The organism is Pyxidicoccus sp. M6, from assembly GCF_055568925.1.
In genome coordinates this window covers 8,879,296-8,903,978 of sequence record NZ_CM145714.1, presented here as the reverse complement: position 1 = coordinate 8,903,978, position 24,683 = coordinate 8,879,296, and the positions used below count along the sequence as shown (strand labels likewise).

The 24,683-nt window shown below is 68.8% G+C and carries 22 protein-coding genes; 9 read left to right on the top strand and 13 right to left on the bottom strand.

The window, feature by feature from the left end:
* Positions 1-16 precede the first annotated feature (16 nt).
* Positions 17-367, top strand: a complete 351-nt coding sequence (locus ACVTJA_RS35010; RefSeq protein ID WP_465840593.1) for a DUF2019 domain-containing protein — start codon at positions 17-19, stop codon at positions 365-367.
* A gap of 45 nt (positions 368-412) precedes the next feature.
* On the opposite strand, the gene ACVTJA_RS35005 is transcribed toward ACVTJA_RS35010, so the two are convergent.
* Complete coding sequence (locus ACVTJA_RS35005; protein WP_465826193.1) at positions 413-892, bottom strand: PaaI family thioesterase; 480 nt, start codon at positions 890-892, stop codon at positions 413-415.
* Between the two features lie 215 nt (positions 893-1,107).
* On the opposite strand from ACVTJA_RS35005, the gene ACVTJA_RS35000 reads away from it, so the two are divergent.
* Positions 1,108-1,326: a hypothetical protein gene (locus tag ACVTJA_RS35000; protein ID WP_465826191.1), complete on the top strand. Its 219-nt coding sequence runs from the start codon at positions 1,108-1,110 to the stop codon at positions 1,324-1,326.
* Positions 1,327-1,370: 44 nt separating this feature from the next.
* Here ACVTJA_RS35000 and ACVTJA_RS34995 read toward each other — a convergent pair whose 3' ends face one another.
* The gene (locus ACVTJA_RS34995; protein ID WP_465826189.1) at positions 1,371-3,950 is read right to left on the bottom strand and encodes a LamG domain-containing protein; all 2,580 of its coding nucleotides are present in this window, start codon (positions 3,948-3,950) and stop codon (positions 1,371-1,373) included.
* A gap of 306 nt (positions 3,951-4,256) precedes the next feature.
* Here ACVTJA_RS34995 and ACVTJA_RS34990 point away from each other — a divergent pair, with 306 nt between their 5' ends.
* The 7 genes from ACVTJA_RS34990 (at position 4,257) to ACVTJA_RS34960 (ending at position 11,800) form a co-directional block, all read left to right on the top strand.
* Entirely contained in the window at positions 4,257-5,654 is a 1,398-nt protein-coding gene (locus ACVTJA_RS34990) for an OprO/OprP family phosphate-selective porin (RefSeq protein ID WP_465826187.1), read from the top strand.
* 14 nt (positions 5,655-5,668) lie between these two features.
* A complete protein-coding gene (locus tag ACVTJA_RS34985) occupies positions 5,669-6,730 on the top strand; it encodes a sulfate ABC transporter substrate-binding protein (protein ID WP_465826185.1) in 1,062 nt (353 codons plus the stop codon).
* A 17-nt stretch (positions 6,731-6,747) separates the two neighbouring features.
* Positions 6,748-7,587 carry a sulfate ABC transporter permease subunit CysT gene (cysT, locus tag ACVTJA_RS34980; protein WP_465826182.1) on the top strand — a complete coding sequence of 280 codons (840 nt, stop codon included), beginning with the start codon at positions 6,748-6,750 and terminating at the stop codon, positions 7,585-7,587.
* A 6-nt stretch (positions 7,588-7,593) separates the two neighbouring features.
* Positions 7,594-8,442: a sulfate ABC transporter permease subunit CysW gene (cysW, locus tag ACVTJA_RS34975; RefSeq protein ID WP_465826179.1), complete on the top strand. Its 849-nt coding sequence runs from the start codon at positions 7,594-7,596 to the stop codon at positions 8,440-8,442.
* Positions 8,439-9,503: a sulfate/molybdate ABC transporter ATP-binding protein gene (locus tag ACVTJA_RS34970; protein ID WP_465826176.1), complete on the top strand. Its 1,065-nt coding sequence runs from the start codon at positions 8,439-8,441 to the stop codon at positions 9,501-9,503. Before cysW ends, ACVTJA_RS34970 begins: the two co-directional genes overlap by 4 nt.
* A 124-nt stretch (positions 9,504-9,627) precedes the next feature.
* Positions 9,628-10,995, top strand: coding sequence for a glycoside hydrolase family 16 protein (locus tag ACVTJA_RS34965; RefSeq protein ID WP_465826175.1), 1,368 nt, complete (start codon positions 9,628-9,630; stop codon positions 10,993-10,995).
* Between the two features lie 13 nt (positions 10,996-11,008).
* Positions 11,009-11,800 carry a DUF2306 domain-containing protein gene (locus tag ACVTJA_RS34960; RefSeq protein ID WP_465826173.1) on the top strand — a complete coding sequence of 264 codons (792 nt, stop codon included), beginning with the start codon at positions 11,009-11,011 and terminating at the stop codon, positions 11,798-11,800.
* Here ACVTJA_RS34960 and ACVTJA_RS34955 read toward each other — a convergent pair.
* The 11 genes from ACVTJA_RS34955 to tssA form a co-directional block, all read right to left on the bottom strand.
* A complete protein-coding gene (locus ACVTJA_RS34955; RefSeq protein WP_465826171.1) occupies positions 11,795-12,337 on the bottom strand; it encodes a peroxiredoxin family protein in 543 nt (180 codons plus the stop codon). The two genes, ACVTJA_RS34960 and ACVTJA_RS34955, sit on opposite strands and share 6 nt — an antisense overlap.
* 63 nt (positions 12,338-12,400) lie before the next feature.
* On the bottom strand, positions 12,401-12,763 hold the full coding sequence (locus tag ACVTJA_RS34950) for an HPF/RaiA family ribosome-associated protein (RefSeq protein WP_465826169.1): 363 nt from the start codon (positions 12,761-12,763) through the stop codon (positions 12,401-12,403).
* A 144-nt stretch (positions 12,764-12,907) separates the two neighbouring features.
* Positions 12,908-14,014 carry a hypothetical protein gene (locus ACVTJA_RS34945; RefSeq protein ID WP_465826167.1) on the bottom strand — a complete coding sequence of 369 codons (1,107 nt, stop codon included), beginning with the start codon at positions 14,012-14,014 and terminating at the stop codon, positions 12,908-12,910.
* Between the two features lie 8 nt (positions 14,015-14,022).
* Positions 14,023-16,677 carry a type VI secretion system ATPase TssH gene (tssH, locus tag ACVTJA_RS34940; protein ID WP_465840592.1) on the bottom strand — a complete coding sequence of 885 codons (2,655 nt, stop codon included), beginning with the start codon at positions 16,675-16,677 and terminating at the stop codon, positions 14,023-14,025.
* An 82-nt stretch (positions 16,678-16,759) separates the two neighbouring features.
* Positions 16,760-17,803, bottom strand: coding sequence for a type VI secretion system baseplate subunit TssG (gene tssG, locus ACVTJA_RS34935; RefSeq protein ID WP_465826165.1), 1,044 nt, complete (start codon positions 17,801-17,803; stop codon positions 16,760-16,762).
* The gene (gene tssF, locus ACVTJA_RS34930) at positions 17,767-19,521 is read right to left on the bottom strand and encodes a type VI secretion system baseplate subunit TssF (RefSeq protein ID WP_465826162.1); all 1,755 of its coding nucleotides are present in this window, start codon (positions 19,519-19,521) and stop codon (positions 17,767-17,769) included. The genes tssG and tssF overlap by 37 nt, the downstream gene beginning before the upstream one ends.
* Positions 19,522-19,549: 28 nt before the next feature.
* Positions 19,550-19,945, bottom strand: coding sequence for a type VI secretion system baseplate subunit TssE (gene tssE / locus ACVTJA_RS34925; RefSeq protein WP_465826160.1), 396 nt, complete (start codon positions 19,943-19,945; stop codon positions 19,550-19,552).
* Positions 19,946-20,032: 87 nt separating this feature from the next.
* Positions 20,033-20,524: a type VI secretion system tube protein TssD gene (tssD, locus tag ACVTJA_RS34920; protein WP_206726382.1), complete on the bottom strand. Its 492-nt coding sequence runs from the start codon at positions 20,522-20,524 to the stop codon at positions 20,033-20,035.
* Between the two features lie 115 nt (positions 20,525-20,639).
* Positions 20,640-22,124, bottom strand: a complete 1,485-nt coding sequence (tssC, locus tag ACVTJA_RS34915) for a type VI secretion system contractile sheath large subunit (RefSeq protein ID WP_465826156.1) — start codon at positions 22,122-22,124, stop codon at positions 20,640-20,642.
* Between the two features lie 27 nt (positions 22,125-22,151).
* On the bottom strand, positions 22,152-22,646 hold the full coding sequence (gene tssB, locus ACVTJA_RS34910; protein WP_465826154.1) for a type VI secretion system contractile sheath small subunit: 495 nt from the start codon (positions 22,644-22,646) through the stop codon (positions 22,152-22,154).
* Between the two features lie 82 nt (positions 22,647-22,728).
* A complete protein-coding gene (gene tssA, locus ACVTJA_RS34905; RefSeq protein ID WP_465826152.1) occupies positions 22,729-24,675 on the bottom strand; it encodes a type VI secretion system protein TssA in 1,947 nt (648 codons plus the stop codon).
* Between the last annotated feature and the right edge of the window lie 8 nt (positions 24,676-24,683).

The window sequence follows — 24,683 nt, the reverse complement described above, 5'->3', positions numbered from 1 at the left end:
GGAAGGGGATATGGCGATGACGATCGAGTCCTTCGTGCGGGAATTCGCAGCGAATGTGAACGCGCAGACCGAGGCCATCATCCGAGGGGATGCCAAGACAGGCAACAAGCATGCAGACCGCTACATGGCAGCTTTTCGAAAGCTGCGTGCTCATGGGGATGAGGGACGAGAAGCCCTGGCTGTGCTCCTCAAACATCCGAGCGTAGACGTGAGGACGATGGCCGCTGCGTACCTGCTTCGTTACCGGACCACGGAGGCCAAGGCTGTGCTCGAGGAGGCGGCGCGCGGCGAAGGGATGATTGCCTTCGAGTGCCAATACACCCTCAAGCACTGGGCCGACGGGACCTGGGCCCTCGATCCGGAGTAGCGCCATGTCGTGGAGCGTCTGGCGCAGCGCTGACGTCGAGACGCCTCAGCCCGCGACGTCCCGACCGCTCACCGTCATCATCGTCGCGAGCATGGTTGCGACGGGTTTCGAGCCCGACCCGGTCTCCGCGAACACGTCACCCGTGGTGACCGTGAGCGTACGGCCAGGCTTCGTCACCCGCCCATGCGCGACGAATCTGCGGCCGGCGGCAGGCGCGAGAAAGTTCACCTTGTACTCCACCGTCAGGACGGCGGCGTCCACGGGCATCAGCGAGTACGCGGCGTAGCCGCATGCGCTGTCGGCGATGGCTGTGACGATGGCCGCGTGCAGATACCCGTGCTGCTGCGTGAGGTCCTCTCGGAAGGGCAGCTCGATGACGACCTCGCCTGGCGATACGGAGGTCAGCACTGCGCCGATGGTGCTCATGACGCGCTGGCGCGCGAAGCTGTCACGAACGCGCTGCTCGAACGCGGCGTCTGCGGGAGTGAAGACCTGCGGTCCGAAGGGCGGCCTGGCAGTGCTCATCGAAGTGCTCCTCAGGTGTCGAAGCGGAACGCGGTGTCGCGCACGGAGGGCCGCGTGCGGAACTGCTGACAGAAGTGGTTCAGCTCCGTGTCGCCAGTACTGCGCGCGGCAACCGTAGGGAGTTGCCGCGAGGGGAACAAGCGGGTCCACGCCGACGCGCCGCATCAGCTCACGCAAGACGACTTCCACCCGGAGGGCATTGGTATGAATCATCCATGAACCTCCCGGAGCCACGCTTCCACGTGGGGCAGAAGGTCCGAGTCATCCTGAACGAGCGGAACCGGACGCCTCGTGAGGGAACGGTCGACCGGGTGGTGTGGCACTACAAGCTCAACCGCTACCTGTACTTCCTCCGGGTACCCGGGAAGACCGTGCCGACTCGCGCCGTGTCCAAGCAGTACTTCGACGATGACCTGCTGGCACTCGAACCCTGACAGGCGGCGGGAGGCAGGTGCCGGCCTCCCACCGCCGCATCAGCTCACGGATTGAACTTCCAGGGCACCGTCACCGCGGGCTGGAAGCAGTGCACATGGGCGATGGTGCCCGCGCCCAACTCCTGCACGACGCCCGCGCCGTAGCCGCGCGCCTGGCACCACCGGCTCACCTCCAGCTTCGAGTCCGTGGACGTGAAGTTCCCCGCGTTGGACGCGGGGCCGAGCTGGTCCTTGGGCACGTCCTGGATGAGGCCCGAGTTGAAGCAGCCCACCCACGGCCGTGTCGTCGTCTCGAAAATCTGCCCCGTCGTCCAGCCCAGCCCGCTGCACCAGCGGTGCACGGCGGCGAAGCAGTCGAAGCTCTGTGCCACGCGCTCGTCCGTGCAGCCCGCGTGTTTGCGCGCCAGCTCCTCGAAGGTGACGGCGAGGCTCTGGTGCTGAATCGGCGCGCACGCCACGGTGACATCCGTCGTCGTGGCCGCGGCCGGCACGCCCAGCAGCGAGATGGGCGGGCGGTTGCCGATGAGCTGCTGAATCGTCTCGTACACGTTGGTGCTGTTGGCCAGCGCGTCATTCGCCCCGCGCTGCGCGCAGACGCGGTGCATGGCGGATGCGCACGCCTGCGTGCCCAGGGCCGAGTACGCATTGCAGGCCGGCTGCTGCTGGCTCATTCCGAACTGGCCGCCGGAGGGCGACACCTGAATCGCCTCATCCTTGCAGTCCGAGCCGTACGTCGTCAGGCACACGCTGCGGTTGCTTCGCGCATGCGTGAAGAAGCGCACCTCGTCGATGGCGCCGCGGAACGAGCCCTCGCCATTGGCGGGACACACCTGCGTGTCCATGGCATTGCCCGCGCCGATGGACAGCGAGCCCGTGCCCAGCCGGAACGAGCCGGTGACGACGGGCAGCGCGCGGCCCGTGGACACGCCGTTGATGTACTCGTTGAACTGCCCGGTGACGCCGTCCCACGTATAGGCGAGCTGGCTCCACACGCCCACCGGCAGCGCGGGGCTGCGGCCCAGGCGCACGCGCTGGCCGTTGAGCTGGAAGGACATCTGCACCGTGTTGTCCGCCTCGTAGATGAGGTCCAGCCCGCCCGCCTTCGCCAGGAGGTAGCGGTACGGATTCCCCGTGCAGCCCTGGTTGATGTTGGCGTCCGGGCGGATGGCGAGCTGCACCGTGAAGCCGCGCACGTACGCGCCGATGCCAGGCACCGTGCTGTTCGGGTCCGTGAGGTTCACCGTGACGGCGCCGCCGCCCGGAACCACCAGCGCCTTGCCCTTGCCCTGCGGCTCCCAGACGGAGCCCGACGCGGGCTGCGTCAGCGCGTTGCTCGGCGAAATCTGCGCCGTGCCGATGAGCGTGCCCGTGTTGAAGCGGCCGGACAGGTCCGGCGTGCGCGCCAAATCGTACGCGCCCGCGCGGGTGACGAGCTCGTTCATCGGCAGGTAGAGCAGGTGGAAAGGGTCGCTCAAATCGCCGAGGTCCACCTCGTTGTAGTCCGCCGTGTTGCTGCCGAAGAGCGCGAGCACGTCGTGCGTCTTGGTGACGGGCAGGTAGCGCGTCTCGTTGCTGGAGCCCGCGGGGAAGTTCTGCGCGGGGCTGCGCTCCTGCTCGAGGTTCCACATCGGCCCCGAGTAGAAGAGGTGCGCGATGTCGCTGCGGTCCGTGTTGATGCTCCCGTCGATGTGGTACGCCGTCCAGCCCGTGTCCGCGCCGATGAGGCTCATCGCCTCGCGGCGCGCGCCGTCCGTGTAGATGACGGCGGCGTAGAGGACATTGCGCCCCTCGTGGTCCACCCAGGCATAGGCGCCGCGCACGTACGCGCCCGCGCCGTAGGCCTCACCCGTGGCGGCCTTCAGCGGCTGCCACGCGAGCGGGTAGCGCTTCACGCCCGCGTTGGTGTCGCTGTACATCGCCGACAGCGGACGCGGTGTGCTCCAGCCGGACGCCGCGCAGGGCGTGGCGTTGTACGAGTACATCAGGTGGTCGATGGTGCCGTCGTTGTTCGGCCCGCCCTGGTAGATGAGGAGCCGGCCGTCGGACGTCATCGTCGGTTCGATGCCGCGAATCCTCGCGCCGCTGGTGGTGGTGAGCTCCTCCAGGTTTCCGGTGGTGAACGACGAGATGTCCGCCTGCGCAGTGAAGGGCTGCGACACGCGGATGTCCACGGGCCGACGGCGGAACACGTTGTCGCCGTTGAACATCCGCGAGTCGAACAGGTACGGCGTGTACACCGCGAGCCCGCTGGAGAGCGTGTACGGCTGGGCCGGGTTGGTGAAGCAGAAGGCCAGCGCGTTCTCTCCGTTCCTCACGCTGACGGTGCGCCCGGCGGAGAAGGCGCTCGCGAAGCTGGGACGCCCCTGCGCGTCGTACGTCACCGCCTCGGGACGGAAGACGCGCGCAATCCACGTCGTCGTGGTGGTTGCGTGGTCCTCGCCGATGTTGCCGACGAAGACGCGCCCATCCAGCGTGGACGAGTGGCCATTGGCGCCGAAGGGTGTGCGGATGCGCGTGTTCACCAGCGAGGGACGTCCGGCGGCGGTGGACTCCAGCGACAGGAGGCACAACGCGAGCAGCGCCGTGGACAGCAGCGCGCGCGGGGGAGGGGCTCGTCGGGCCATGGTGGCTCCTTTCATGAGTTTCATTGTAAACTGGATTTAAGTGGTTCGCGTGGAGCACCTCCGTTGACAACGCAGTCCCCGGCGGGCATCGTGCCGTTCGCTCATGACCCTCGCGCCCGCCACCGCTTGTTGCTGCTGTGACGCACCAGCGGTGGGCGCCTGTCCGCCAGCGGCCTGAAGGGCCCTGGTCGAGCCGGTCCGGAAAGCCCACTGCCCGCGAGGGAGTGGGCTTTTGAGTTTCAGGACCCGGACCTGGCCCATCATCACCATCGCGGTCCCTCGTTTCACCCCCTCCGAGGTCACGCAATGGAAGGTGCAGCAACTCGTTCCGTCATCCTGAGTCTGGGGCTCCTCATTGCCCCGCTCGCGAGCGCGCAGTCTCCCGCGCCCGAAGCGCCCGAAGCGCCCGCCGCCCAACCCGCTGCTCCCGCTGAGCCCACCGTGGCCGCGCCTCCGGCCGCACCCGCGGAGCCCGCCAAGCCCCCCGCCGAGGCTCCGAAGTCCGCCGAGGCCCCGAAGTCAGAGGTCATCATCAAGGCCTCATCGGAGGGCTTCTCCCTCTCGTCGCCAGACAAGGCGTTCCTCATCAAGCTGCGCGGCTACATCCATGCGGACACGCGCCTGTTCGCGAGCGACGCGGACCGTCCCGGCTCCAGCACCTTCCTCGTGCGCCGCGCCCGCCCGCTCGTCGAGGGCACGCTCTATGGCGTCTTCGACTTCCGCCTGCTGACGGACTTCGCGGCGGGCGCGCCCACGCTGTGGGACGCGTACCTGGAGTTCCGGCCGAGCAAGGAGCTGCGGCTGCGCGTGGGCAAGGCCAAGCCCTTCGTGGGCCTCGAGCGGCTCCAGGCAGCGAACAGCATCATCTTCCTCGAGCGCGCGCTGCCCACGAACCTGGTCCCCAACCGCGACATCGGGCTCCAGCTCCAGGGGGATTTGGCAGGTGGAGCGTTGAGCTACGCCCTGGGCGCCTACAACGGCACGCCCGACGGCGCGAGCACCGACACCAACCTGGAGGACAGCTTCGACCTCGCCGCGCGCGTGTTCGCCCAGCCGTTCAAGGCCGGCGGGCCGAAGCCACTGTCGGGCCTGGGCGTGGGCGTCGCCGCGACGAATGGTCAGGCCTTCGGCTCGGCCACCTCCACGGGCCTGGCGGTGTTGCGCACCACGGGCCAGCAGACCTTCTTCAGCTACCGGACGGGGGCCACCGCGGCGGAGACCGTCGTGGCCCATGGCAACCACTTCCGCTTCACGCCGCAGGGCTACTTCTACGCGGGGCCGCTCGGCGTGCTGGCGGAGTACGTCAGCTCCGCGCAGGAGGTGTCCCGTGGCGCGGACCACACCCGCCTCCGCCACACCTCGTGGCAGGCCACCGCGTCCTTCGTCCTCTTCGGCGGTGACGCGTCCTACGACGGCGTGAAGCCTCGCACGCCCTTCAAGTCCTCGGGTGAAGGGTGGGGCGCGGTGGAGGTCGCTGGCCGCTACTCCGAGCTGCACGTGGACCCGGATGCCTTCCCCATCTATGCGGACCCGGCCCGCTCCGCGCATGACGCCGCGGACTGGGGCCTGGGCGCGAACTGGTACCTCAACTCCAACATCCGCGTGGGCGCCAACTTCGACCACACCTCCTTCGAGGGCGGCGCCGCCGAGGGCGACCGCGTCGCGGAGGACATCTTCATTTCCCGCTTCCAGGTGAGCTGGTGAAAGGCCCCCGTCCCATGCGTACCCGAATCCTCGCTCCGCTCCTCGTCGCGCTGGCCGTGGCCGCCTGCTCCAAGTCGGGCGGCGACGCGTCCGCCTCCAAGCCCGAGGGCGCGTCGCCATCCGGCAGCCCCGCGGAAGTCACCCTGCTCAACGTCTCGTATGACCCGACGCGCGAGCTGTACGCGGACTTCAACACCGCCTTCGCCAAACACTGGGAGGCGAAGAACGGGCAGAAGGTCACCATCAAGCAGTCGCACGGCGGCTCCGGCAAGCAGGCGCGTGCCGTCATCGACGGGCTCGACGCGGACGTCGTGACGCTGGCGCTCGCGTACGACGTGGACATGCTCCACGACAAGGGCCAGCTCATCCCGGAGAACTGGCAGACGCGGCTGCCGGAGAACAGCTCGCCGTACACGTCCACCATCGTCTTCGTGGTGCGCAAGGGCAACCCCAAGGGCATCAAGGACTGGGAGGACCTGGTGAAGGAGGGCGTCTCCGTCATCACCCCCAACCCGAAGACGTCCGGCGGCGCGCGTTGGAACTACCTGGCCGCGTGGGGCCATGCGCTGCGCAAGCCGGGCGGCAGCGAGGCCACCGCCCAGGCCTTCGTGGAGAAGCTCTTCAAGAACGTGCCCGTGCTGGACTCGGGTGCGCGCGGCTCCACCACGACGTTCGCCGAGCGCGGCCTGGGTGACGTGCTCATCGCCTGGGAGAACGAGGCCTTCCTGCTCACGCAGGAGGTAGGCAAGGACAAGTTCGAAATCGTCGTCCCGTCGGTGAGCATCCTCGCCGAGCCGCCCGTCACGGTGGTGGACAAGAACGTGGACAAGCGTGGCACCCGCGCCGTGGCCGAGGCGTACCTCCAGTATCTCTATTCCGACGAGGGGCAGGCGCTGGCCGCGAAGCACTACTACCGTCCGCGCTCTCAGGCCGTGGCCGCGAAGCACGCCGCGCTCTTCCCCAAGCTGAACCTCTTCACCATCGCCGAGGTCTTCGGCGGCTGGAAGAAGGCGCAGGCCGCGCACTTCGATGACGGCGGCGTGTTCGACCGCATCTACGTCCCCCAGGCCCGCTGAAAGGGACACCTCGCGCCATGGCCGTCTCGTCCCGCCGCGTGCTTCCGGGCTTCAGGTTGTCCCTTGGCTTCACCTGGTTCTACCTGGGGCTCATCGTCCTCGTTCCGCTGTCCGGACTGTTCCTCCGGACGTTCACCCTCACCTGGACGCAGTTCTGGGAGACGGTGACGTCCGCGAGGGCGCTCGCGGCGTACCAGCTCACCTTCGGGGCCTCGTTCGCCGCGGCCCTGGTCAACGTCGTCTTCGGACTGCTCGTGGCCTGGGTGTTGGTGCGCTACCGCTTCCCGGGGAGGGACCTGGTGGAAGCGCTGGTGGACCTGCCCTTCGCGCTGCCCACCGCGGTGGCGGGGCTGACGCTGACGACGCTGTTCTCCGCCAATGGCTGGTACGGCCGCCACCTGGAGGCGCTGGGCCTCAAGGTGGCGTACACGTCGCTCGGCGTGGCCGTGGCGCTCACCTTCATCGGGCTGCCCTTCGTCGTGCGCACGGTGCAGCCCGTGCTGGAGGACATCGACGTGGATGTGGAGGAGGCCGCGGCGACGCTGGGCGCGACGCCGTGGCAGACCTTCACCCGCGTCCTCTTCCCGAGCATCCTCCCCGCGCTGCTCAGCGGCTTCACGCTCGCGTTCGCCCGTGCGCTGGGCGAGTACGGCTCGGTGGTCTTCATCTCCGGCAACATGCCGCTGAGGACTGAAATCGTCCCGCTGCTCATCATCACCAAGCTGGAGCAGTACGACTACGCGGGCGCGACGGCCATCGCCATCGTCATGCTGACGGCGTCGTTCCTGCTGCTGCTCGCCGTCAACCTGCTCCACAAGTGGACCCACCGCCGGCTGGAAGCCCGGCCCGGACACTGAGGCGCCATGCATCCCTCGACTCTCGTCCTCAGGCGGCGCACCCGGAGCCTCAGTGGGCCGGCCGTCATCCGCTGGGCGCTCATCGGGCTGGCGCTGCTGTTCCTCGGCGTCTTCCTCGTCGTCCCGCTGGTGGCCGTCTTCACCTTCGCCTTCCAGAAGGGGTGGCAGGCCTATGTCGCCGCCGTGAGCAATCCGGAGGCGCTGTCCGCCATGCGCCTGACGCTGACGGCGGCCGTCTTCGCGGTGCCGCTCAACCTCGTCTTCGGGCTGGCGGCCGCGTGGCTCATCGCGCGCTTCCGCTTCCCCGGGCGCTCGCTGCTCATCACCTTCATCGATTTGCCCTTCAGCGTGTCGCCCGTCATCGCGGGCCTCATCTTCGTGCTGATGTTCGGGCGGCAGGGCTGGCTCGGGCCGTGGCTGGCCGAGCACGACTTGCACATCATCTTCGCGGTGCCGGGCATCGTCCTCGCCACCCTCTTCGTGACGTTCCCCTTCGTCGTGCGCGAGGTGCTGCCGGTGATGCAGTCCCAGGGCAGCGACGAGGAGGAGGCGGCGCTGACGCTGGGCGCGAGCGGGTGGCGGACGTTCTGGAAGGTGACGCTGCCCAAGGTGAAGTGGGGCGTCATCTACGGCGTCATCCTCTGCAACGCGCGGGCGATGGGTGAGTTCGGCGCGGTGTCCGTGGTGTCCGGGCACGTGCGCGGCGTCACCACGACGCTGCCGCTGCACGCGGAGATTCTCTACAACGAGTACGACTTCGTCGGCGCCTTCGCGGTGGCCTCGCTGCTGACGCTGCTCGCGCTCGTGACATTGGTGGTCAAGAAGTACGTGGAGTGGAGGAGCGTGGCGTCATGAGCATCATCGTCGAGCAGGTCACCCGACGCTTCACCGAGAAGGGGACTCCGGCCGTCTCGGCGGTCTCCTTCCAGGCGCCCGCGGGGGCCATCACCTCGCTGCTGGGGCCCTCGGGCGCCGGCAAGTCCACGCTGCTGCGGCTCGTGGCCGGGCTGGAGGTGCCAGACACAGGTCGCATCCTCATTGACGGCGTGGACTGTACGCACATGCCCGTGCAGCAGCGCGGCGTGGGCGTCGTGTTCCAGAGCTACGCGCTCTTCCGTCACATGACGGTGCGGGAGAACATCGCCTTCGGGCTGGAGGTGCGGCGCGCCTCGAAAGCGGAGACGGCCGCGCGGGTGGACGAGATGCTGCGCCTCGTGCAACTGGAGGACCTGGGCCACCGCTTCCCCGGACAGCTCTCCGGAGGGCAGCGGCAGCGCGTGGCCTTCGCGCGTGCGCTGGCCATCCGTCCCCGTGTGTTGCTCCTGGATGAGCCCTTCGGCGCGCTCGACACGCGGGTGCGCGAGGAGCTGCGCGAGTGGCTGCACGACCTCCACGAGCGTACGGGCCTGACGACGCTGCTGGTGACGCATGACCAGCAGGAGGCGCTGGAGATTTCGCAGCACGTGGTGGTGATGAGCGAGGGCCGGGTGGCGCAGGCGGGCTCTCCGGAGGCCATCTACAACCGGCCCGCGACGCCCTTCGTCGCGTCCTTCATCGGCGGCGCGAGCGTGCTGCGTGGCGAGGTGCGGGCGGGGCGGGTGGCCATGGGCTCGCTCTCCGTGGACGTCCCGGCGGCGGCCCGCGAGGGCGAGTCCGTCCAGGCCTTCGTGCGTCCCCACGACATCAAGCTGGCGAAGCCGAACGGGACGCACGTGAATGGGCACGCGACGGGGCGGGTGGAGCGGCTCAAGCCCGTGGGCGGCTACGTGAAGGTGCTGCTGCGCCTGCCCACCGGGGACGAAGTCACCGTGGAGGTGCCGCGCTCGGAGTTCGACGCGCTGGGAGTCACCGAGGGCGACTCGGTGCGCGCGGATGTCCGGTCGGCGACGGTCTTCCTTGGAGACTACGCCATTTGACTCCACTGTAGGGAAGGCCTGGAGTTCCAGGCTTTCTCCATTGACTGGAGAAACTGTTTGAGTGTGCAGTCCCGGGATGGAAGGTCCAGGGCAGGGCCCCGGGCCATCCTTCCCGGAGGGTGACATGCACAGACGACAGGTTTGGCGTTCGACGCTGGTGGCCGTTGGCTTGAGTGCGCTGCTCGGTGGATGTGGAGCGGAGACGCCCTCCGCGCCCGAGCAATTACCGCTCGTGAGTCAGGAGCAGGGCGAGCTGGGTTATTCCCCGGGAGCGGGCTGGGTCCTCGGCTGGCAGGACGACTTCACCGGGACGGCGCTGAACGGCGCGTACTGGAACGTCCTGACGAGCAACTACGACCCCGTCACCAACAACTGCAACTTCGGCACGGGCGAGCTGGAGTTCCCCCGGGCACAGAACGTCACCGTGTCCGGCGGCAAGCTGGTCATCACCGCGGAGCGGACGTCGGACGGGCCCATGGACTCGCGCTGCACGGGCTACGGGCCGCGCTCGTTCTACTCCGGCCGCATCCACACCAAGGGCAAGGTGGAGCGGCGGTACGGGAAGCTCGTCGCGAGCATCAAGGTTCCGTCGGGCTACGGCATGTGGCCCGCGTTCTGGACGCTGGGCGGCAACATCTCCACCGTGGGCTGGCCGAGCTCGGGTGAAATCGACATCCTCGAGTGGAACTCCAATGAGCCGACGTGGATGAAGTCGGCGGTGCACTACTTCGCCAACGGCGCGGCCCAGCACTGGGGCACGGGCGCCAACCGCGGCTACAGCGTCGCGGATGGCTTCCACGTCTACGAGGTGGAGTGGACGGCGAGCCAGATGATCTTCCGGCTCGACAACCAGGTGCGGGCCACCGCGGACTTCTTCCACAACCAGCCCGCGTTCCAGCAGAACCACTACATCCTCCTGAACCTGGCGCTGGGTGGGAACTGGTACGGGAACCCGGCGGCCAGCTCCATCGCGCTCGCGTCGGGCGAGCGGAAGACGATGGAGGTGGAGTGGGTGCGCTGGTACGACGCGGGCGGCGGCTCGTCGACGGTGCCGCTCACCAATCCCGGCTACGAGTCCGGCATGACGGGCTGGGCGACGTGGAGCCCCAACGGCACCGAGGCCGCGGACTTCAGCGAGACGTACAACGGCGGCCACTCGGGCAGCTACCACCTGACGCACTGGAACAACGGCTCGCCGTTCGAGGTGTGGACGTACCAGACGGTGTCCGGGCTGGCCTCGGGCAACTACAAGGTCCGCGCGTGGGTGCGGAAGGGCGGCACGTTTGATTTGGCGCGGATTCAGGCGAAGACGTGCGGCTCGTGCGCGCCCGTGTACACGGAGCTCGGGAGCTATGGCGCGTGGACGCTGGTGGAGACGCCTGCCATCTCCGTCACCGGCGGATACCTGGAGCTGGGGTTCCACTCGCGCGCCTCGGTGGGCAACGCGGCCAACTCCATCCACATGGATGACGTGGAGCTCATCCGCCTCTGAGCGATGACTCGCAGTGCGTCAGGAAGGCATCGAGCGCCCGGTTGACCTCCGCTGGGCGCTCGAGCTGTATCCAGTGGCCGCTGTCGTTGACGACCTGGTGCCCGGGCCGCAAGCTCCCTCAGGTATGACGCACGACCATGTCATGAGCGCCTCAACTCCAGCCCGGTTCGCGCAGCGGGTCTCGACGATGGCGAGAAAGCCGCTCTGGCCCCTCTTCGCCTTGCTGTGTCTGGGCGTGGGCCTCTATCCCGGCATCTATCTCTTCGTGGACCGGAGCTTCGGGCTGCTCGCGACGAAGACCCGCGAGCTCCTGGCGGATACCGCCTGGAACGCGGCTTTCTATACGCACATCTCGTTGGGAGGCATTGCACTCGCCATCGGATGGACGCAGTTTGTTTCGAGACTGCGGAACAGCAGCCCTGGCGCGCATCGACTCCTCGGCAAGCTCTACGTCGGGTCCGTCCTGCTGAGCGCGCTCGCGGGCATTTACATCGGCTTCTTCGCCACGGGTGGTGTCATCCCCTCGGTGGGCTTCGTCAGCCTGGGCATCATCTGGTTCTACACGACGATGTCTGCCTATCGGCTCATCAAGAACAGGCAGCTCGAAGCGCATCGGGTCATGATGACCTACAGCTATGCCGCCTGCTTCGCAGGGGTCACCCTGAGAATCTGGTTGCCGCTTCTGACAGCCATCATGGGCGAGTTCGTCGCGGCCTACAGGATTGTCGCCTGGCTGTGCTGGGTTCCCAACCTGGCCGTCGCGTATCTCATGACGCGCAGACAGCCGCAGCCGGAGCGGCTATAGCAGCCACCGCCACGACAGCCCGGCGAGCGTGGTGTAGCCGACCACTGCCCGCTCCACGCGGCCCTCGGCGGACACGAAGAACACGGTGGGGAAGCTGTCCACGCGCCAGTCGCGCTGCACGCCGTCGTCCCCGAGCAGCACCGGGTAGTCCACGTCGTGCTCCTTCACGAAGCGCCGCACGTCCTCCACGTCGTCGTAGGCCACCGCCACGGACACCACGTGCGCGGAGTCACCCGCGAGGCTCCGGAGCTGCGAGAGATTCGACGACTCCATCTTGCAGACGCCGCACCATGGCGCCCAGAAGGCCAGCACCACGGGCTTGCCGCGCAGTGACGCCAGTTGCACCGACTCACCGGACAGCGTGCGCAGGGTGAAGTCCGGAGCGGGCGCGCCACCGCCGGGGAGGCGCCGCGTCTGCCACGCCGTCACCGCCGCGACGATGAGCACCAGCAGCGCCAGGTCCACGCCCCAGCGCACCCACCAGCGCCGCCGCGCAGACTCCCACGCGGTTCGCATCCGTCCCAGCGTGCCCTGCATTCAACCTCTCCTCGACGGCGGGAACGGCCGCCCATGTGGGACGGCCGTCCCGACTCTACGGCACTACAGCGCGGGCGCGTCCTCGGGCTGCCACGCGAGGTTCTTCAGGCTCTCGCCCGCGGTCCGCTGCGCGCGGCCCACCGCCTTGCTCACCGCGTTACCCGCCCTGTCCAGGGCGCGGTCCACCGCCGCCACGAGCGTGGTGTCCTTGGACTCCAGCGTCAGCTCCTTCCCGTGCTCCAACCGCAGCGTCACCTTGCATGCCTTGTCCACGCCGCCGCGCGGGCCGTTGGTGTCCTCCAAGCGCAGCACCACTTCCTTCACGCGGTCCGACAGCCGGTCCAACGCGAAGCGCACGCGGCGCTCGCAGTGGCTGCGCAGGGTTTCGGTGAGGGCGATGTGACGGGCTCGGATTTCGATACGCATCCAGGACGCTCCTTCTGGCCCCCCATTGGGCCTACTCCTTTTCTGTCCACGCGCCGCGTTTGTCGCAAATAGGAAAAGCCCCCGTGACTCTTCGGAAAAGCCGAAGGCTCACGGGGGCCGGGTAGGCCAATGGGGGCCTGGAGACTACGGAGGCGTCGTGGTGGCAGTCGCGGCGGGCTTCTGCGACGTCTTCCCCTGCGAGGGAGCAGGCGCGGGCGCCGGCTTCACGGGCGGTGCGTCCTTGGGGGCCGCGGCGGTGGCCGTGTCGGCCTCGGTGGGGGCCGGCTTCTTCTTCTCCGGCAGCGCGAAGATGGGCTTCTCCGGAATGAGCCGGGCGCCGATGCGCTCCTGCTGCTCCACCATGCGAACCCAGAGCGACGCCTTGGGGGCCACCAGCGCGTTGTCCGCCAGCACCAGCGTGCGCACGTCCTGCGCGCGGCGGTACAGGCGCGGCGCCACGTCCGGCTGGTTCGGGTCCGAGTCGCTCACCTGCACCTGCTCCTGCACGCTGATGCCCTTCTCTTCGTAGGTCAGCGTGGAGGTCAGCTCGAACTTGCGGCGCAGCCCGTTGGGCAGCTCGAAGCTCATCTCGCGCGACAGCGGGAACCACGCGGCGCCCAGGCACGCGCGGGCCTTGTCGGACACGGACTCGGTGAAGAAGCGGTTCTGCCGCAGCGGCATGATGCGCGCGTGCCGGCGGCACACCTCCTCGCCCTCCTTGGTGCACGCGTCGCCCTCCGCGACGAGGATGCGCGTGCCCTGCACCGTCTCCAGCCGCAGCTTGGCGTTCTTCGGCATGGCGCGCAGCGAGCCCAGCGCGTCCACGCGGAAGCCCTGCTCCGTCGTCTCCACCAGCGCCACCGGCCCCAGGGCCTCGCCGTTGGTGAAGCGCCGCGTAATCACCCACACCAGCCGCTGCCCGGCCTGGAGCGTCTCCAGCACCAGGTCGTCCTCCGTCAGCTTCTCCGGCGGAGGAAGGGGCAGGGCGTCCGGGCCGGCCTCCACGCACTCGTCGGCCGCCGGGTCTTGAGACCAGACGGGCGCGCCCGTGCAGTCCACCGCGGGCCGCGGGGCCGCGCTGGTGTCCTTGTCATAGCCGTGCAGCAGCAGGCTGAAGAACGTGTCCGGCGCGGGGAAGGAGCGCGCGTTGGGCCCCGCCTCGGCGAAGCACAATGACGACGGTTTCTGCACGGTGGCGCAGCCAGCCAGCAGGGACAGCGCCACGGCGGAGACCTGGAGCGTTCGTTTCATGGGTTCTCTCAGGCATTGGCGAACTGGAGGTCCCAGTCGCCTTCCGCGGTCAGGGCCACATGCAGCTTCGGGGGCACCGCGCCGCCCACCAGGTGCTGCAACAGCTCGCGGGAGAGCACGGGCATCAGCGAGCCCTGGAGGATCTGCTCCATGTTGCGCGCTCCCATCTCGGACTCCGTGCACCGGCGCGCCAGCTCGTCCAGCAGGCCCGGCGCCAGCGTCGTGTCCACGTTGTGGGCGGCCTTCAACCGGCCCACGAGCTTCGCCAGCTTCATCTCGGCAATCTGGCGCATGATGTCGCGCTGCACCGGGCCGAAGGGCACAATCGTCATGCGCGCCAGCAGCGCCGGCTTGAAGTGCTTGCTGAGGACGGGACGGATGGCCGCCACGACCTGCTCGGTGGTGGGCTCCGCGAAGTCCTCGTACAGCCGCATCAACACGTCCGAGCCCAGGTTGCTCGTGAGGATGATGACGGTGTTCTTGAAGTCCACCTGCCGGCCCTCGCCGTCCGTCAGCGAGCCCTTGTCGAAGACCTGGTAGAAGAGGTTCATCACCTCCAGGTCGGCCTTCTCGCACTCGTCCAGCAGCACCACGGAGTAGGGGCGCTGGCGCACGGCCTCCGTCAACAGGCCGCCCTCGCCGTAGCCCACGTAGCCCGGCGGCGAGCCGATGAGCCGGCTCACCGTGTGCTTCTCCTGGAACTCGCTCATGTTGAGCGTCGTCATGAAGCGCTCGCCGCCGTAGAGCGTGTCCGCGAGCGCCAGCGCCGTCTCCGTCTTGCCCACTCCGCTGGGGCCCACGAAGAGCATGACGCCAATGGGTGTGTCCGGGTTGCGGATGCCGGCCTGGGAGATGCGGATGATTTCCGCCACCTTCTTGATGCCGGCCTCCTGGCCGCGCACGCGCCCGCGCAGCTTGTCCTCCAGCGTCAGCACGGAGGCGAGCAAGTCACTGCGCATCTTCCCCACGGGCACGCCCGTCCAGCCCGCCACCACGCGCGCGACGATGTCCGCGTCCACGTCCGCGTGCACCAGCGGCACCTCGCCGCGCACCTCGGCCAGCTTCTTCGTGGCCTCGTTCACCGCCGTCTTCAGCGCGGCCGTGTCCGCCTCGGGCTTCGCCTCGCGCAGCGCCTTGCGCGCCTCCATCAGCGCCGCGACGGCCGTGCGCTCCGTCTCCCAGCGCGCGTGCAGCGTGGCCCGCGCGTCCACCGTGGCGCGCAGCTTCTCCTCGGCCGCGGTCAGCGCGTCCTGCTCTTCCTTCGCCGCCGTGCCCTCGGCCAGGTCGCGCTTGCGCGCGTCGCGCTCGCGCTCCAGCGCCGAAATCTCCTGGTCCATCGCCACCAGCTCCTCGGGGCGCGTGGACAATTCAATCTTCACGCGGGCCGCGGAGGTGTCGAGCAGGTCCACCGCCTTGTCCGGCAGCTGCCGGCCGGAGATGTAGCGGCTGGACAGGCGCACCGCGGCCGCGACGGCCTCGTCGCGGATGGTGACGCCGTGGGCCGCCTCGTAGGTGGGGCGCAGGCCGCGCAGCATCAGCTCCGCTTCCTCCACGCTCGGCTCGTCCACCTTCACCGGCTGGAAGCGCCGCTCCAGCGCCGCGTCCTTTTCGAAGTACTTCTTGTACTCGGCCCACGTGGTGGCCGCGAGGGTGCGCAGCTCGCCGCGCGCCAGCGCCGGCTTGAGCAGGTTGGACGCGTCCGTGCCGCCCTGCGAGCCGCCCGCGCCGATGATGGTGTGCGCCTCGTCGATGAACAGGATGATGGGCGTGGGCGACGCCTTCACCTCGGCGATGACCGCCTTGAGCCGGTTCTCGAACTCACCGCGCACGCCCGCGCCCGCCTGGAGCAGGCCGAGGTCCAGGCCCAGCAGCTCCACGTTCTTCAGCGCGTCCGGCACCTCGCCACGGACAATCGCCCAGGCCAGGCCCTCGACGAGCGCCGTCTTGCCCACGCCGGGCTCGCCCACGAGGATGGGGTTGTTCTTCCGGCGGCGGGAGAGGATGTCCACCATCTGCCGGATTTCGCGGTGCCGGCCGAAGATGGGGTCGATCTTCCCCTCGCGCACCCGGCCCGTGAAGGACGTGGCGAAGCGCTTGAGCGCCTCGTCCCCGCGGCCTCCAGGTGCACCGGCCGCGCCCGCCGCACCGGCAGTGGACGCCTCCGCGCTGGCCACCTCGACGTTCTCGGGCGAGGGACGCAGCACCACGTCGAGCGAGGACATCAGCTCGTCGCGGCTGATGGCGTCCAGCTCGGGGAAGAGCTCCGCGGTGTAGCGCGCGCGGCGGCTGACGAACTGGGCGAACAGCACGCCCGAGCGCAGCCGCGTGGTGCCTTGCTCCACGGAGGCCCAGAGCCACGCTTCTTCAAACCACTGGAAGAGCGTCTCGGAGAAGACGGGCCGGCCCGCGTTGCCCGCGCGCAAGCCCTGCAGCGCGCGCTCCATGCTGGAGAGGAGCTGGCGGCGGTCCACGCCGAACTGCTGGAGGATGCGCGCGACGTCCGAGTCCTCGGGCTCCAACATCTGCACGAGCAGGTGTTCGGGCACGATTTCGTAGAACCGGCCCGCGCTCGCACGGGCCACGGCGGCCTCGAGCAGACGGGTAGAGGTCGGCGTCAGACGACGGACGAGCGCTTTCGGATCGACGCGAATGGGAGCCCCCAGAAAATGACAGCGATGGTGGACGGTATACCGGGCGAGCAGAGCGCCGTAAATCCCCGGCCCTCAAGCCCGCCCGCTCGGGATTTCATCTCGCCACGGGGACGCTGAGCTGCGTCTGATGACTGTTGCCCAGCCACGTGTCCCGGCCGAGCTTGCTCGGCTCCTTGCGGGAGAGGCGGAACTGCTGCTGCACCCCCTCGGTGAGCCCCAGCTCCAAGTCGTATTCGAGCGGGTCCTTCACGAAGAGGGCCACCACCTCGCGCACCAGGGGGAGCAGATCTCCCTCCGGCATCAGTCGCCGGTATGCGCGCGGCGGCAGCGGGTTGATGTGGATTTGAATCTTCCCCGTCCTGTCGAAGGCCTTGCCGCCCAGGAGCATGTTGCGCCCGAGGATGTTGTTGACGCGGCCCAGTTGCACCCGCGCGTCGATGTCCACCCAGCGGCCCACGAACTGGCGCACCGAGACGCGCGCCCCCTCGAGGTCGTCACCCAGCACGTCCTGGAGGGCCACCTCCAGCTGCGACGCCGTGCGGAAGCGCCCGGCCAGCAGTGGCGCGATTCGCAGCAGGCGCCAGGTCGGCAGCTTGCTCTCCAGGGGCTTCTCGTACGTGTCGAAGCCGCCCAGCGCGAGGAGCCGCTTGGACCACTGGTCCGTGAAGGACGTGTCCGTCTCACTGGTGACGCGGTACTTGGACTCAATCCGATACAGCAGCGACAGCAGGCGGTGGTGGAAGAGGTCCAGGAACTCGCGCCGCACGGGCTGGTCCGGGTCCTCCTGGGCCACCTCCTCCGCGATGTAGTGGGGGAGGGGACTCACCGAGCCGGTGAGGCCGAGGAAGCTCGTCACCACCTCGAACAGCGGCCGCTTCGAGTACGGGTCCTCCGCGCGCACCGGCACGCGGTGGAGCGCCACCGAGTTGACGTCGCCGGACGGGAAGCCCAGCGACGGGTCATGCCGGAAGCGGATCATCTCCTCGTTGACGGGGCCGGGGCCGCCCACGCGCACGGCCTCGGCCGTCAGCCGCTCCAGGAAGGCCACCAGCGGGAAGAAGCCCGCCCGGGGTGCCACCTCCGCGAGCTGACGCGCCGTCTCTACAAGAGCGTCTGCGTGCCGTTCCTCGGAAGCCACGTGTACTCCGTCTGCGAGGGGTGGAGCCGGATGCTCAGCTCGTTGAAGGAGTTGATGGTGACGTGGGACGCGAGCAACTCCTCGAGGATGCACCCGAAGAGGAACGAGTCACCCACGCCCATGAAGTTCGCCTCGTCCAGGTCCACGCGGGTGCGGTGGCCGCGCAGGGGCGCGCCCTCCAGGAAGCGCGTCACCGGCTTCGTCTCCACAGCGCGGATGGCGTTGATGCGCAGGCGGCTGGCGCGCGCCGCGAGGTTGTCCGTGAGGGAATGGAAGTTGTAGAGGTCCATCAGCCGCCGCAGCGCCGCCGCGTCCGCCAGCGAGTGCTGGTTGATGGCCAGGTGTGACAAGAGCCGCCAGTGCAGCTCCGAGCCCAGCGGCGCGCGCGCCGGCCGGCTCACCGGGGAGATGTTCTTGAACTTCGCCTGCGTGGGGCTGGCCGCCGTGGAGGCCGTCAAATCTCCCACCTGGAGCCGCGAGGGCAGCGAGCGGTTGGTGCAGGTGAGGTCGATGGAGAGCGCCTCCTCCGAGCCCAGCACCGGTGCCACGTTCCTCGGCGTCTCCACGGTGATGTACGTGTCGATGCCGTCGTCCAGCGGCGAGTGCACCCGGCGCAGCCGGTAGAAGGCCTGCTCCGCGTCGCCGCCCGCGGTGTGGCTGAACTCGAAGAAGGGCCGGTACTCGCGCCGCTCGTTGCGGCCCGCCTGCAGGCCCGTCACCGCGTCCACCGAGTACACCTCGGCGTGGTTGGCCGGCAGGTCCGACGCGCGCAGCAGGTGCTCCTTGTCCAGCACCTGGTGGAGGATGGGGTCCGCCGGCACGCTGAAGAGGTTCACCACCGGCGCGCAGTGCAGCCGGAACATCTCCCGGTGGATGCGCGCGTCCAGGGGCGGCGGCCGCTCCAGGTGGAAGGCAATCTCGAACTTGTCGTCCTTCACGCCCGCCGCGGCGTCCAGCCCGCGCACGTCGAAGAACAGGAACTTCTCCGGCAGCGTCAGGTACTCCTGGAGCTGGCGGTAGCCCTCGCTGGCGCGCGGCCACGGCAGCAGCTTGAAGTCCTTGTCGAAGCCCACCGGATGGATGGCATTGGCCGGCAGCTTGAAGCCCTCGCCCTCCGGCGAGGACGCGCCGCGCACGCGCACCTGGCGGCAGTAGCGCAGGAGCCACAGCAGCACGACGGACGCGGCGGATAGCTCGCCGTGGATGAACAGGCGCAGGCCCTGCTGCCGGAACACCTCGGCGCGGCCCTGCTCCGTCGTCTGGAAGAACAGCCGCAGCACGGGAGACGTGATGGACGCGCGGTCCAGCAGCGCGTCCGTGAGCTGCACGGGCAGCAGGTCCACGTCCGTGGTGGTGCGGAAGACGCAGGTGGTGCCGTCGATGGGATGCGACGCGACTTCGGCCCCGGCGGGCAGGCGCGAGCGGCCGCGCAGCGCGCGCAGGTGCGGAGAGAATTCGACGATGGTGGAGGCCGGCAGCGGGCGCAGGTAGTGCGGCAGCAACAGCTCCGTGAGGCCGTGCACCAGCTCCGGTACGTCGTCGTCCACGCGCTCGCGGATGCGGGCGGTGAGGAAGGCGAAGCCCTCCAGCAAGCGCTCCACGTCCGGGTCCGCTCCGCGCTCCACCAACAGGCCCGCGACGGAAGGGTTGGCCAGCCCGAAGGCGCGGCCCATCTCCCGCAGGTACGACAGCTCGCTCAGGTAGTACTTGCTGAACATCCTCGCCCTTTGCCACTCACCCCGTGGCTCACCACAGGTCCACGCGTCCGCCCGGATGCACCTGCGTGTGGAAGCGCACCATGCCCCGCCGGTCCTTCGTGACGAGCTGGGCGTTGATGTCGAAACGCAGCGCCGTCGGGTCCGCCGGGTCCGCCGAGTACTGCACCACCACGTTCCTCAACCGCGGCTCATAGTCCTGGATGGCCGTGCGGATGGACTGCGTCATCCGCGGAATGGCCGACGGGTACGAGTGGACGATGTCGTTCAGGTCCAGGATGCCGAACGCCGGAGCCGCCACGGACTCACCCTTGCGCGTGTTGAGCAGGACGCGCAGGTGCTCGGCGATGGACTCCACCACGTCGCCCGGCGGCGCGAGCGTGCCGTTGCCTTCGGCGATGCGGGACAGCAGACCTCGGGAGCCCATGTGTTTCGTCTGTCTCTACCAGGGAAGGCCCACCTCCGACCGCCCGCGTCGACTTCTGCACGGGCGGCCGGTGGGAGGAGCGCATGACTAGCGCTGGGTGTCCCAGGTGTCCTCGTGCGTCACGCCACCGTTGGTGATGGTCCAGTTGATGGTGTGGAACACCAGGGTGATCTCCTCCATGGGAGGAAGGTTGGTGCTGGCCGGGACGAAGGAGTCCGGGACGTACTGCTTGATGCTGTTGACGCGCGCCTTCTTGATGCTCGTCGTGTAGAACTGCTCGGTGGTGCCGTCGCCCGTCGGGTTCGGACGGAAGAACTTGAAGGTCGCCTCGATGACCTGGTTCTCGCAGAGGGCCTTCATCAGCAGCGGCGACGACTTGTCGATGCGCTTGCGGATGGTGATGCCCTCGTACTGGCGGCGGCCCGTGGCCAGACCGGAGCCGGCCTCACGCGCGGTGAAGACCTTCTGGTCGTAGTAGACGCACTCGATGGAGTCGGCGCGGCCCAGGCTCGTCTGGGTGCTGTCGCCCTTGATGTCCGTGCCGTTCGCCTTCAGGTACAGGTGTACTGACTCAGCCATGCTTCAACCTCTTCGCTGTGCGCGCATCGCGCGCGGTGGCCCCGGGCTCACTGCGAGCCCGGGTTTTGGAGCCCCTACAAACTAGCTGATTCAACCGACAGAGCGTGAAGCGGGCTCACTCCTTGTCCAGCTTGCCCACGAGGGACAAGGTGAACGACGCGCCCATGTACTTGAAGTGCGGGCGCACCTGCAGGCTGCAACGGTACCAGCCGGGCTGGCCGTCCACGTCCTCCACCGTCACGCGCGCGGCACGGAGCGGACGGCGCGAGCGCACCGCGGGCGCCGGGTCGTCCATGTCCGAGATGTACTGGCTCATCCAGTGGTTGAGCTCGCGCTCCAGGTCCGACTTCTCCTTCCAGCTGCCAATCTGCTCGCGCTGCAGCACCTTGATGTAGTGCGCCAGGCGCGTCATGATGAACATGTAGGGCAGCTGCGTGCCGAGGCGGTAGTTGGTCTCCGCGGCCTTGCCCTCCGGGGTGTTGCCGAAGAACTTGGGCTTCTGCGCGGAGTTGGCGCTGAAGAAGGCGGCGTTGTCCGAGTCCTTGCGGAAGACGAGGCCGATGAAGCCCTCCTCGGCGAGCTCGTACTCGCGGCGCTCGGTGAGCATGACCTCGGTGGGAATCTTGGTCTGGATTTCCCCCATGGCCTCGTACTGGTGCAGCGGCAGGTTCTCCACCGCGCCGCCGGACTGGGGACCGATGATGTTCGGGCTCCAGCGGAACTTGGCGAAGGAGTCCGCCACGCGGCTCGTCATGGCGACGGAGGCGTAGCCCCAGAGGTAGCGGTCGTGGTGACCGATGACGTCCTCGGTGAAGTTGAAGGCCTTCACGGGGACGGTCTTCTCACCGTAGGGCAGGCGCAGCAGGAAGCGCGGCAGGGCGAGGCCCACGTAGCGCGCGTCCTCGCTCTCGCGGAACGAGTGCCACCGGGCGTACTGCGGGCCCTCGAAGAGGGACTTGAGGTCCTTGAGGTCCGGCAGCTTGAGGAAGCTCTGCTCGCCGAAGACGTCCGGCGCGGCGTTGGCGATGAAGGGCGCGTGCGCCATGGCGGCGACGGACGCGCACTTGCGCAGCAGGTCCATGTCCTGCGGGCCCACGTCGAAGTCGTAGTTGGCGTTGATGATGCCGTAGGGCTTGCCGCCGAACACGCCGTACTCGTTGGAGTAGACGAGCTTGTAGAGGCCGCTCTTGGTGACTTCCGGCGCGTCCTCGAAGTCCTTGTGCAGGTCCTCCTTGGAGACGTTGAGCATCTCCACGCGGGTGTTCTCGCGGAAGTCCACGCGGTCCACGAGGAACTTCAGCGAGCGCCACGAGGACTCCAGCTTCTGGAACTCCTTGGCGTGGAGGATTTCGTTGACCTGCGAGGACAGGCGCTTGTCGATTTCGGCAATCATCGCGTCGACGAGGGCCTTGTCCACGCGCTCCTCGGAGCGGTGCGGCGCCAGCATCTCGGTGATGAAGGCCTGCACGCCGCGCTTGGCGACGTCGTAGCCCTCGTCCTTCGGCTTGAGCTTCGCCTCGGAGAGAATCTCGTCGAGGAGGGAGAGCGACGCGTCAGCGGCGACGCCCGTGGACTTCTGGGTCTGGGTCTCGTTGGCCATGGTGATTCAAATCCCCCGAAAGGTGGGCTACTTGGTCTCTTCCTTGAGGCCCAGCTCCTTGATGAGCGCCTTGCGGCCCTCCTCGTCGGCGAGCATGGACTGCAGCTTCTTGCGGAACGCGGGCAGGTTGCCCAGGGGCCCCTTGAGGGCGTTGAGCGCGCTGCGCAGCTCGAGCAGCTTCTTCAGCTCGGGAACCTGGTTGACGACGCTCTCCGGGGAGAAGTCGTTGAGGTTCTTGAACTGGAGGGTGACGTTCATCGTCGCGTTGGGGTCGCTGTCCAGCTTGTTCGCGGCGGTGAGGGTGACCTTCAGGTTCTGCTGGGCCATCACCTCGTTGAAGTTGGCCTTGTCGACGTTGATGGGCGCGCGCTGCTCCAGCGGACGGTCATCAGCCTGGCCCGTGAAGTCCCCCATCATGAGAACCTTCAGCGGCAGCTCGACCTGCTCCTGCGCGTTGCCCGTGGCGGGCTTGTAGACGATGTTGACGCGCTCGGTAGGGGCGACAGAACTCTCTTTGCTCATCTGCGGCTATCTCCTTGAATGCTGCGTTTGAAGCGCGGGCGTCGCATGGGGGGAGCTTCGCCGCGGGTACAACAGGGTTGCATCAGGCGCCGACGCGCAACGCGGCGGAAGAATCCAACCGCGCTAGACGACGATACCGGTTTCGAATCTTCGCTGCCAACCGCCCCCCCTCCTTTTCCCCAGAGGTACGGGTGGAGAGCCAGCCTTCGAGGCACGCGGCCGCGAGGGCGGGTTCCCACGTATCCAGCGAATGGGCAGACACCTCCTCGTCGAGCGCGTCATAGACGGCACGTGCGAGCGGGAGCTGTCCTGCATTGGCACACAGGCGCGCCAATGCCAGTCGTGAGAGGAATCGGGCGCGGCCGGTGGTGGCGGCGGCGATGACACCCTGCAATCGGGTTACAGCTTCGTGGACGCGGCCCTCGGCCAGCAGCGCGCGGGCCTCCTCCTCCAGGGCAGCGCTGCTTCCAGCGGTGGACGCTTCGGATGGCAGGGACAGCGGAGGCAGGGACAGCGGCGCGGCCGCGGGGCCCGGGCCGGAGGAAGGGATGGCGGAGGATGTGCTCGTGGGGAGCACCTCCGCGCGCAGCCAGGCGCGGGTGGCGTCGTCGGTGAGGGGCTTGTCGTTGGCGGCGACGAGCTCCTCCACGCCGGACATGCGGCGCAATTGGACGCCCAGTTCCTGCACCAGCGAGGCGCGGGCGGCGGCGTGCGACTCGCCCAGGCCGGTGAGGGCGGCGGCGCTGAAGCGGTGCAGGGTGAGGGCGAAGCGGTGCTGGCCCAGCGCGGACTCGGACTCGTCGAGCAGGTCGGCCCAGCGCTGGTTGGACTCCAGCGTCTCCAGCTTGGTGCGCAGCGCGTCCGGAAGGGCCTGCAGCGTGGTGCGGCCGTTGGCGCCCGCGGCGGGCGGCCGGGACAGGTGCAGCCACAGGCCCATGCGCACGAGCCGGTAGGGCAGCGGGTCCGTGGCGCTCGCCTGGCGCAGCGCCCCGGCGGCGCTCAGGAGCGAGCTGCCCACGGTGCGCAGGAAATCCGTGACGGCTTCCGCGCTGGACAGGTCCGGCGCGGACGGCAGCGAGGGAAGGGGAGGCACCACCACGGGCGCGGCGGGGCGCGCGGCCTGCGGCGCGGTGGGAGCGGCGGTGTTTGTCTTTGCGGCCCCGTTCGCCGCGACACTGGCGGAGGCCGTGTTGCCCGCGGCGCGGTTCGCGGCAGCGGTGTGGCCCTGGCCCGCATTCGTGGCGCTGTGATTCGGGGTGCCATTCGCGGCCGTGTTGCCCGAGGCGCCATTCGCGGCGGTGTTGCCCGAGGCTCCGTGCGCCGCGGCGGCGGTGTTGCCCGAGGCTCCGTGCGCGGGCTCGGCGCCTCCCTGGGCGGTATTCCCGGGGGTGGGCTCGCTCGCGGCGGCGCCGTTCGCGGAAGCACCGTTCGTCGCAGCTGAGTCCTGCGTGGCCGGCACGGGCTCGGGCAGCCCCGCGCGCAGCCGGGCGACAGCGTCCTGCACCGGGCCGAAGGCGGGCGCGGAGTCGCCGAAGCGCTCGCGCGACAACTGCGACAGGCGCTTGAGCGCCACGGCCAGCGCCTCCAGGGGCTCCGCGCTCACCGAGCCCTGGTCCACGGTGGGCAGAATCCGGCCCAGCCGCTCCACGAACCAGCCCACCGCGTTGGCGCGGCCGCGCAGCCGCTTCAGCTCGGGGAAGAGGTCCGGCCAGAAGCGCTCGGTGACTTCGGCGAGGATGGCCGCCCCGGTGGCCGCGCCGTCCAGGCCGCGCGTGGCATACAGGCCATAGGCCATGTACGAGGCCAACCACAGGTCCTTCGTGGTGCCCTGGAGCAGCTCGCCCGCGCCTCGCACCACCTCGTCCCAGCGCACGCCGCCAGCGGCGGGGGACTCCAGCTTGGCCACCTCCGCGGTGATGGCCTCATAGGCCGGCTCGTGCTTCGCCTGCACCCCGGCGGGGGCTGCGCCGGGCACGGGCTCGGCATAGGGACGGGCACGCTCGCGAAGCTCTTCGAGGGTGGGCGGCATAAAGACAG

Excerpts from the sequence above, each read along its gene's own strand:
- cysT (WP_465826182.1), top strand. The coding sequence starts at position 6,748 with ATGGCCGTCTCGTCCCGCCGCGTGCTTCCGGGCTTCAGGTTGTCCCTT.
- ACVTJA_RS34995 (WP_465826189.1), bottom strand. The coding sequence starts at position 3,950 with ATGGCCCGACGAGCCCCTCCCCCGCGCGCGCTGCTGTCCACGGCGCTG.
- ACVTJA_RS34955 (WP_465826171.1), bottom strand. The coding sequence starts at position 12,337 with ATGCAGGGCACGCTGGGACGGATGCGAACCGCGTGGGAGTCTGCGCGG.
- ACVTJA_RS34970 (WP_465826176.1), top strand. The coding sequence starts at position 8,439 with ATGAGCATCATCGTCGAGCAGGTCACCCGACGCTTCACCGAGAAGGGG.
- ACVTJA_RS35010 (WP_465840593.1), top strand. The coding sequence starts at position 17 with ATGACGATCGAGTCCTTCGTGCGGGAATTCGCAGCGAATGTGAACGCG.
- tssA (WP_465826152.1), bottom strand. The coding sequence starts at position 24,675 with ATGCCGCCCACCCTCGAAGAGCTTCGCGAGCGTGCCCGTCCCTATGCC.
- tssF (WP_465826162.1), bottom strand. The coding sequence starts at position 19,521 with ATGTTCAGCAAGTACTACCTGAGCGAGCTGTCGTACCTGCGGGAGATG.
- tssD (WP_206726382.1), bottom strand. The coding sequence starts at position 20,524 with ATGGCTGAGTCAGTACACCTGTACCTGAAGGCGAACGGCACGGACATC.
- ACVTJA_RS34950 (WP_465826169.1), bottom strand. The coding sequence starts at position 12,763 with ATGCGTATCGAAATCCGAGCCCGTCACATCGCCCTCACCGAAACCCTG.
- ACVTJA_RS34990 (WP_465826187.1), top strand. The coding sequence starts at position 4,257 with ATGGAAGGTGCAGCAACTCGTTCCGTCATCCTGAGTCTGGGGCTCCTC.
- tssE (WP_465826160.1), bottom strand. The coding sequence starts at position 19,945 with ATGGGCTCCCGAGGTCTGCTGTCCCGCATCGCCGAAGGCAACGGCACG.
- ACVTJA_RS35005 (WP_465826193.1), bottom strand. The coding sequence starts at position 892 with ATGAGCACTGCCAGGCCGCCCTTCGGACCGCAGGTCTTCACTCCCGCA.
- tssC (WP_465826156.1), bottom strand. The coding sequence starts at position 22,124 with ATGGCCAACGAGACCCAGACCCAGAAGTCCACGGGCGTCGCCGCTGAC.
- ACVTJA_RS34985 (WP_465826185.1), top strand. The coding sequence starts at position 5,669 with ATGCGTACCCGAATCCTCGCTCCGCTCCTCGTCGCGCTGGCCGTGGCC.
- ACVTJA_RS34945 (WP_465826167.1), bottom strand. The coding sequence starts at position 14,014 with ATGAAACGAACGCTCCAGGTCTCCGCCGTGGCGCTGTCCCTGCTGGCT.
- ACVTJA_RS35000 (WP_465826191.1), top strand. The coding sequence starts at position 1,108 with ATGAACCTCCCGGAGCCACGCTTCCACGTGGGGCAGAAGGTCCGAGTC.
- ACVTJA_RS34965 (WP_465826175.1), top strand. The coding sequence starts at position 9,628 with ATGCACAGACGACAGGTTTGGCGTTCGACGCTGGTGGCCGTTGGCTTG.
- cysW (WP_465826179.1), top strand. The coding sequence starts at position 7,594 with ATGCATCCCTCGACTCTCGTCCTCAGGCGGCGCACCCGGAGCCTCAGT.
- tssB (WP_465826154.1), bottom strand. The coding sequence starts at position 22,646 with ATGAGCAAAGAGAGTTCTGTCGCCCCTACCGAGCGCGTCAACATCGTC.